Source organism: Pseudobacter sp., assembly GCF_051955275.1.
Taxonomy (GTDB): Bacteria; Bacteroidota; Bacteroidia; order Chitinophagales; family Chitinophagaceae; genus Pseudobacter.
Genome location: NZ_JBQCGW010000256.1, coordinates 1 through 6,655 on the forward strand (window position 1 = coordinate 1; position 6,655 = coordinate 6,655).

Sequence of the window (6,655 nt, forward strand, 5' to 3'; positions counted from 1 at the left end):
AAACTCGCATAAAGGCGCACCGTCAGGCAATTACATGCAAATATTCCCGGCATTTCACCTGTCATTTTTTCCGAAAACAGGGGCATTTCTGCCAAAATTCTATATACTGTCGTATTTCCTGCACTAAAGGCATGATGTTACCAGCCCTTTGTCTTCCTGTTGTGACTGCCGTTGCGTCGCACTCTTGTACGCCTGCACCCGCAGCAACCTTTTACCGCATTATATCTCCAGGTTGATGTATTCACGCACTAACATCTCAGTATACCCGAAATAACCATTCAGAAATGTTGCAGGCTGCCGGTCGTCGAACAGCCCTGGAAAAAAATCTCCACCCGTTGGGTAGTATTTTTTTCTGGCGGGCAGTTCTTACCGCCCGTCCGTCCTGCAATGGGACGCTTTGCTGGCCAAAAAGAAAGAACGGGGCGCAGCTCCGGATTTCTTAACCAAAAAAATGGATTCATATGAAACATTATGCAAAGCTCGCCAACATCATGCGCTTATCATGGAACATACAGCGCAGCAAGAAAGCAGGCAGGGCACACAGCCTCACCAGTGCGTGGACCATCGTGCTCAACGAAGACGTCACCATTCAATACCTGGTCAAGCGCCACAGCCATTCCCATCAGGGCTATTCCAAGAGAGTACAACCCGCCTCCCTCCAACTTTTTCAACATCGCTAACCACCTTCCTCACTCAATCAAAAATGTAAATTATGGCACACAATCTCAATTACAACAGCAACACACAGCAACACAGCTTCTTTTCCGTGAAAGAATCTGCATGGCATGGACTGGGACAAATTGTGCACGACTACCCAACCAGTAAAGAAGCGCTGCAATTTGCAGGCTTGAACTACACAGTGGAAAAACGCCCGCTGTTCACTACCCACGCCGTTCCCCAACCAGATACCGAAATCATACACCCAGATATAGCTGTACCTGATTACTACGCCACGGTAAGGACAGATAGCAATGCTGTACTGGGCGTGGTTGGACAGGATTACAAAGTGGTACAGAATGTAGATGCCTTTGAATTCTTTGACGCTATTGTGGGCGGCGACGGTATCCAATATGAAACAGCAGGAGCACTGGGGAAGGGAGAACGCATTTTTATCACCGCCAAACTGCCCAACTATATCCGGGTGGCCAACGACGACCTGATCAAACAATACCTGTTCCTGACGACCTCCCATGATGGCTTCGGTAGCATCATAGCAGCCTTTACCCCCATCCGCATCGTTTGCAACAATACCCTGAACGCGGCCATGAGCCAGCACAGCAACGCCATTAAGATCCGCCACACCACCAAAGCCAAAGACAGGCTGGCACAGGCTCACGAGGTATTGGGCATCACCAATAAACTGTCAGAAGAACTCGAATCCATCTTTAACCAGTGGGCAAAGGTGCGTATCACCGATGTGCAGGTGAAACAACTCATACAACGCGCCATGGCTCCCAGCAAAGAAGTATTGCATAATGTACTGAAGGGGGTGCAGGATAGCTTGTCTCAACAATTTACTGGTATGGTAGATCAGGTATACCGTTATGCCATGAGCAGCCCCAGCCAGCAAACCGACACCACCAAGGGTAGTGTATTCGGCGCTTACAATGCAGTAACAGGTTACTTCCAGAATGTACGCAACTATAAAAATGATGAAGCGAAATTGAAATCCATCATGCTGGGTGGCGTGGCCCAACTGCGAACACAGGCGGCATTCGATCTCTGCAAAAACTTTGCAATCAAAGGTCAGGACGCCTTCCTGATGAATTAATAAACCACAGGGCGGGCCACCCCGCCCTCCATTCTCCACCTTAACAAATGATGTATGAAATACCTGAAATACCTCAATGCATCCGCCACTGAAATTTTCAGCCGCCTCCTGAAAAAACTGAAAAAGGATATCTATACCTCCTTTGCGACCAATGACAGGGATTTGATTGTGGCCATGTATGATGAATATATCCGTACCGAGCTGGGCGATGCCAAATTATACAGCATGGGACACTTCATCCAGACGCCGGATGGGATCTTCCCCGAGCCGGAAATGCTGTTGATTGTTGTAGACAACCGCGCCACACCGGACGCTGTCGACGACCTCTATATTATTCCCCACCTGTATCAGCAATACACAGAATCATACTACCACGAAAGCACAATATTGCAAGATGGCTTCTTATGCTCTGTGTATCCTGAAGCACTAATAGAGCAGGTAAACATAGCAGAAAACTGGCTCGCCCGCCTCGATGAAGAAGCCGCTTTCGATTAGTCTCCATTCACATTTTTTCACCCAACAACTCTTTTTGCCATGAAATATCTCAACCAAGCAGCTACCGCCATATTCAGTCGCCTGCTACAAAAAATGAACGGTAGATTTTGCCTGTTTCAATCGCCCGGAAAAAAAGACCTGATCGCTGCCATCTATTACGACTGCATTGGAACGCCTATCGGCAACGGAAAGCTCTACAGCATTGCCCATTTCAATGACACTCCGGACGGTGTTTTTGCAGAACCTGAGATACTGCTGGTAGTGATTGACCAGCGGGCGGAACGCAGTGATCCGCAGGCGCTGCACGTCGCGCCTCAACTTTATGAACAACAAAGCGCCAATCTATATCAGGAAAGCATTGTACTGGTGGATGATACCGTTTTTGATCACTTTCCTGATATCCTCAACCAGAACATTGCCCTGACAGAACAGTGGCTCACAGACTGGGACCGGGATGGCCGGTTTGATTAATCTATCCCGTAACATTAATTCAATCACGATAAAATACTTTTTATGGAAATGCTGAATGAACAAGCGGCCAGTATTTTCAGCCGCCTAATCGATCACATGGACGGAGCACTGCTCACTACGTTCCGATCCAGGTATGGCCCGCCCATGCGTATGCTGGATTATGACTTTACGGTAACCACACATAAAGGCCAAGGCTATCTCTACAGCATCGCCTTCTTACACGGAGACCACCAGCCATTCGGGTTATCCATCCGGGAACAGATCGTTTTCATCGTAGTAGACCTTCGTTACCAATCGGCAGACTACCAAGACCTGATCATCTTTCCTCATCGATACCAGAGTTTCACGGACAACAAGTATGAAGAAAGCACCTCCATCGTAAACGCGCAGGTAACCCGACAGTATCCCGACAAACTGGAGGATCACATTTTACTTGCACAGCTTTGGCTGGGCAATATCGATGAACAAGGTTACATCCCATAACCATTTAAACTTACCACTATGCCTGCATTACAATACCTGCTCAATTATCAAAAAGGAAAACTACTGGCCAGCCTCTTCCCGGAAGATACCGCAGGGTACATAAAATTCCTGTACACCTGCGGAGAGAAAATCACCAGTGACCGGCGTGTCTTCAATTCGATACTGTTGCCGTACCCGGCAGCAGCGTTAGAACAGTGGCAGCAGCTGGCAGGTGAGATCAACCACGCTATCGATCAGTACGGCGCAAGGCTTCAATCCAACTCTCATCTTTTCGGCTATGAGATCTTTGATTATTTCCGCGGTAGCTATTCCATACACTGTCTGCGCAGCTACGCCAAATTCCAGTTGCCTACAAGCAAGTACAGACAGATGATCGACATACTTTTTTCATAATCATTTCCTACAACACCTAAAAAATTATATCATGAAAACACTTCCGTTGCAACCCACGATCCCATTTAGCAAAATGCTTGACAGACTGGGTAGCGGCATATTCATCCGGCTGAAAAAGGCACCTTTCCATCCTGTGAAAATCCGGGTGCTCGACAACCATTTCCAAACGACTGAAGGCGAAGGCAAGCTGTGTGTTATATCCCATACCTATGATGAATACGAAGGCCTGATCTCTTCTATGGAACTCACTTTTATCGTCACTGACAATAGAAAAACAGCTACCGATTATGAAAACCTGCTCATCTGGCCCGTCCGTTACGAGCATGACAACCTTGATTTAGACCTGATCAGTATCGAGATCTTTGATGACGGGACATACATCCCTGTTGAAAAGTACTATGACAGCAATCTTGAAATAGCAGCAGGATGGCTGTTGGAATTCGAGAAGAAGGGATTTATTTAAGTAACACTCAGAAAACCGGAGGTGCTTGTCCTCCGGTTTTGCTTACCAGTTGAAGAGGTTCCCAATACTAGCAAAAAAGCTGCTGGCCTTCAGGGGCCAGCAGCTTGCACTTCCTGAATTTTTGATGAAGAACCGGCCATACGCAGTAAGGACTTATTACGGTGCTCCTTCGATGAGTTTTCTTATATTTGATACCGTCCTGCATTACTTAGTTGCGTAAGAAAGCATACCCTTTTCGCATGAACGTCGAGAGCCTATACCTCAATCATGCGACCAGGAGATGGAACGTCACCATTTTTTTCATCGTAACGCTTTCATTCATGCAGCACATTTTTGTTTCTCCGCCACAGGCATGGCAATTTGATGAATCAACTTTCCTCAAAGCGCTTCACTCTTATTCCAAAGTTCGTTCTGGCCTTAACCTGATGTCCCGGCAGCTCATCAGGCAGATCCCGAACAATGCCGGCCATTTGCTTTATCCACTCTCCTACACTCTCAACGCCCATTCCCTAGAACACATCCTGGATCGTCATTATGACCCGGTGAAAAAGTTTCCGGGGAAAAGCAAGTTCATTATCCCCATTCCGCAGATTAACCAGCAGATCAGAAGCGCCTTCCTTGCCCCAACGTTCAAGTTACCACAACCGCATTACCATTATCAACGGATCCGTGATTGCGGGTTCCTCATTGGCTTTGATCATCTTAACAGGCCCTGTACCCATGTTCGGGTGATCACCGACCGAAATGGACTGATCCTGACAGCGCATCCCATTCATCACCTGAATGTCCCGATTGATGAATGATTCCCTGCAACTGATCCCCGGCGCTCGGTCACCTGTCGGGGATCAGTAATTTTTGATGGCTTCATCAAGGGCCGCTTCCATACCCAGGTACTCGGGCGGACAAACGTTTTCTCCCATAATCTTAAAATCCCCTTTGCTATCCCTTTGCATATGAATGCGGATCTTTTTATCTGTAGGACCGGGGGGCAGCGCCGGCAGGTACACCTGGTACAATTGCTTTTCTACACAATTCATCGTAATAAACTCTACCATGATCACCTGACCATTCCAATCAAACTCCTTACTGAAATTCTTAATCGCGGTTCCACCCATTGAGATCATACTTGCACGTTTTTAGGTGGGCGAAGATACGCCCCATCTATCCCTGCTGTTCAACGCAGCAAATATTTTTCAGGTTCCATCTGCCGGATGAAACCTGTTTTAATTCCAACAAGTACATCTGATGGGTACAGCAGGCGTGAAAATCGATCAATCCTTCACCTGTTCTATAGCCATAACGCGCAGTTGGATGAACTGTCAGCTGAAACTTTTGCATCGGCAGGATCAACGTGAAGTAACCATCGATACCGATCACCTTATTGGACCAGATCTTGAAATCCAGTCTTGCGATCAGGGTGCTTGCCGGTATGATCCCAGGCAGGTAGCTGTACTGGAGTGGATCACAACCGGCGCTTATCGCCTCCTGCCAGGTATAAACTTTTGTTTGCCCGTTCATGACTTTACAATTAGCGTCCCAATACGTTCGTTCATTTCTGACAACCCTGCTTTTTGCAAAAGATCGGCATTGATGCCAGCGATCTCTTTCATGACGGATTCATCCGCCATCGACAACCATCCATTTTTTTCTCCATCGCCTTTTGCCTCGATACCAGCTTCAATAATCTTACTCAGTACGAGCACCTGTTTTCTGGGCAGGTTCAACGCCACCTTCACTACCTCATTCATGCCCGGTGACGACAGCAGTGTTTCATACACTATTGCAACATCTTTTGCACTTAACATACTACACAATTTTATCGGTGAATAATTAGTACTGTAAAGATATTCTCCGGAATTGCCAGCTGACCATTTCACCTATATCCTTAATGGCACCAGCTTGCTGCCAGCAGAAAGTCCCAGTTATTTTTGTAACAGTATCTCGAATGTGTAACTGAAACGTGAAGTATGAATATTGAAGATGCTAAAAAATTGGACATGGTAGATTACCTGTCCTCACTGGGTTTTCAGGCCCAAAAAACAAGCGGAGATCAATCCTGGTATCACTCTCCACTGCACGCAGACAAAACACCTTCCTTCAAGGTTAACCGTAAGCTCAACAAGTGGTATGATTTTGCTGACGGAAAAGGCGGCAACCTGATCGATTTCGGCATCGCATTTTTCAATTGCTCCGTGAAAGAATTTCTGAGCAAGCTCGATCTGGATCATGGAACCATTCGGACCATACAGCATGATCCGAATCAATACAACCAGCATACCGGAGACGCCATCCAGATTACCCGGGTTCAACCCATCTTTTCTCTTCCATTGCAGCGTTACTTACGCGAAAGAAGGATCCCTCAACACCTGGCAGACCAATACCTCAAAGAAGTGCACTACTCACTGAAAGGCAAAAACTATTATGCCCTGGGCTTTCGCAATGATGCGGGTGGCTATGAACTGCGCAATCAATATATCAAAGGCAGCACTTCCCCCAAAAGCCCTACCACCTATGCAACCGATGCCAACACCTGGTGCAAGACACCTACAATGGGGATGCCCACTTCTTCACTCTCAGTC

General features: G+C 47.0%; 12 protein-coding genes. 9 read left to right on the forward strand and 3 right to left on the reverse strand.

Annotation, left to right across the window (positions count from 1 at the left end; translation table 11 throughout):
* Positions 1-491 precede the first annotated feature (491 nt).
* The 8 genes from ACTHMC_RS22225 (at position 492) to ACTHMC_RS22260 (ending at position 4,879) form a co-directional block, all read left to right on the forward strand.
* The gene (locus tag ACTHMC_RS22225) at positions 492-680 is read left to right on the forward strand and encodes a hypothetical protein (protein WP_440416520.1); all 189 of its coding nucleotides are present in this window, start codon (positions 492-494) and stop codon (positions 678-680) included.
* A 32-nt stretch (positions 681-712) separates the two neighbouring features.
* A complete protein-coding gene (locus ACTHMC_RS22230) occupies positions 713-1,771 on the forward strand; it encodes a DUF932 domain-containing protein (protein WP_440416521.1) in 1,059 nt (352 codons plus the stop codon).
* A gap of 54 nt (positions 1,772-1,825) precedes the next feature.
* Positions 1,826-2,266: a hypothetical protein gene (locus tag ACTHMC_RS22235; protein WP_440416523.1), complete on the forward strand. Its 441-nt coding sequence runs from the start codon at positions 1,826-1,828 to the stop codon at positions 2,264-2,266.
* 39 nt (positions 2,267-2,305) lie between these two features.
* Positions 2,306-2,737, forward strand: a complete 432-nt coding sequence (locus ACTHMC_RS22240) for a DUF6908 domain-containing protein (RefSeq protein WP_440416524.1) — start codon at positions 2,306-2,308, stop codon at positions 2,735-2,737.
* A gap of 42 nt (positions 2,738-2,779) precedes the next feature.
* Positions 2,780-3,220: a hypothetical protein gene (locus ACTHMC_RS22245; RefSeq protein ID WP_440416525.1), complete on the forward strand. Its 441-nt coding sequence runs from the start codon at positions 2,780-2,782 to the stop codon at positions 3,218-3,220.
* 18 nt (positions 3,221-3,238) lie between these two features.
* Positions 3,239-3,613 (forward strand): hypothetical protein, encoded by a 375-nt coding sequence (locus tag ACTHMC_RS22250; protein WP_440416527.1) that lies wholly within the window; start codon positions 3,239-3,241, stop codon positions 3,611-3,613.
* Positions 3,614-3,644: 31 nt separating this feature from the next.
* A complete protein-coding gene (locus ACTHMC_RS22255; RefSeq protein WP_440416529.1) occupies positions 3,645-4,076 on the forward strand; it encodes a DUF6908 domain-containing protein in 432 nt (143 codons plus the stop codon).
* A 239-nt stretch (positions 4,077-4,315) separates the two neighbouring features.
* Positions 4,316-4,879, forward strand: coding sequence for a hypothetical protein (locus tag ACTHMC_RS22260; protein WP_440416530.1), 564 nt, complete (start codon positions 4,316-4,318; stop codon positions 4,877-4,879).
* A gap of 42 nt (positions 4,880-4,921) precedes the next feature.
* Here ACTHMC_RS22260 and ACTHMC_RS22265 read toward each other — a convergent pair whose 3' ends face one another.
* The 3 genes from ACTHMC_RS22265 to ACTHMC_RS22275 are packed head-to-tail and all read right to left on the reverse strand — an operon-like array spanning position 4,922 to position 5,881.
* Positions 4,922-5,200: a hypothetical protein gene (locus ACTHMC_RS22265; RefSeq protein ID WP_440416531.1), complete on the reverse strand. Its 279-nt coding sequence runs from the start codon at positions 5,198-5,200 to the stop codon at positions 4,922-4,924.
* A gap of 37 nt (positions 5,201-5,237) precedes the next feature.
* Positions 5,238-5,594: a hypothetical protein gene (locus ACTHMC_RS22270; protein WP_440416533.1), complete on the reverse strand. Its 357-nt coding sequence runs from the start codon at positions 5,592-5,594 to the stop codon at positions 5,238-5,240.
* A complete protein-coding gene (locus ACTHMC_RS22275; RefSeq protein ID WP_440416534.1) occupies positions 5,591-5,881 on the reverse strand; it encodes a hypothetical protein in 291 nt (96 codons plus the stop codon). Before ACTHMC_RS22275 ends, ACTHMC_RS22270 begins: the two co-directional genes overlap by 4 nt.
* Positions 5,882-6,073: 192 nt before the next feature.
* Between ACTHMC_RS22275 and ACTHMC_RS22280 the strand changes: the two genes are divergently transcribed.
* On the forward strand, positions 6,074-6,655 hold a 582-nt coding region (locus tag ACTHMC_RS22280; RefSeq protein ID WP_440416536.1), incomplete at its 3' end, for a CHC2 zinc finger domain-containing protein.